Origin of the sequence: Paenibacillus sp. J31TS4, assembly GCF_018403265.1 — a bacterium.
In the GTDB taxonomy this organism is placed as follows: Bacteria; Bacillota; Bacilli; order Paenibacillales; family NBRC-103111; genus J31TS4.
The window spans coordinates 1-674 of the sequence record NZ_BOSI01000023.1 but is presented as its reverse complement, the minus strand read 5'-3'; the positions used below and the strand labels follow the sequence as shown (position 1 = coordinate 674).

Annotated in this window: 1 protein-coding gene; it reads right to left on the bottom strand. The window is 31.8% G+C overall.

Features of this window, described 5'->3' with window-relative positions:
* Positions 1-43 precede the first annotated feature (43 nt).
* The gene (locus KJS47_RS23800) at positions 44-601 is read right to left on the bottom strand and encodes a dihydrofolate reductase family protein (RefSeq protein ID WP_213528392.1); all 558 of its coding nucleotides are present in this window, start codon (positions 599-601) and stop codon (positions 44-46) included.
* Positions 602-674 lie beyond the last annotated feature (73 nt).

The following is a 674-nucleotide window of genomic DNA, read 5'->3' as shown; positions in this document are numbered from 1 at the left end:
AGTTGAAGAAGTGACAATTACTATCCAGTATTTCCTGATGATATTATTCTTTCTCATTCAAATGATAGATTAGTTGCACAACGCCAGAGGAGAATGTTCTTGTATTAACCATTTTTAAATTCAACCTCTGTTTTATGTCTATAAACAGAGGTTTTCCTTCTCCCAAAATAACAGGGTGCACAGATAATCTAAACTCATCAACAAGCCCTAAATCCATAAAAGTTGTAATGAGACTTGCTCCGCCATATAGCCACATGTCTTTACCAGGCTTATTCTTTAATTTATTTACTTCTTCAAGAATATTATCATTTATGAATATTGCTTTATTATCAGTCCCTTTTTTTGTCCTGGAAAACACATATTTTTCTTTACTATGATATAATCCCCACATTTCTTTTTCAGTTTCAGTAAGTTCAGTTTCTGGAGTAAATTCTCCCCATAAATCATAGCTTTTTCTTCCATATAAAATAGTATCAATTTGATTTAAGAAATCAATAAACCCCATGTCAGAGTCCGTGATGCACCAATCAACTTCCCCATTCTTCCCTTCAATAAAACCATCTAAAGTAACTGCTAAATCTAAAAGTATTCTTCGTTTCATTAATTTGTTACTCCTTTCGTTGATCTACCACCCATTATAGATTTTTAATATGTCACCTTGTGTCATATATATA

What these genes read in the sequence shown, in the direction of transcription:
- KJS47_RS23800 (WP_213528392.1), bottom strand. Translation starts at nt 601, where the DNA reads ATGAAACGAAGAATACTTTTAGATTTAGCAGTTACTTTAGATGGTTTT.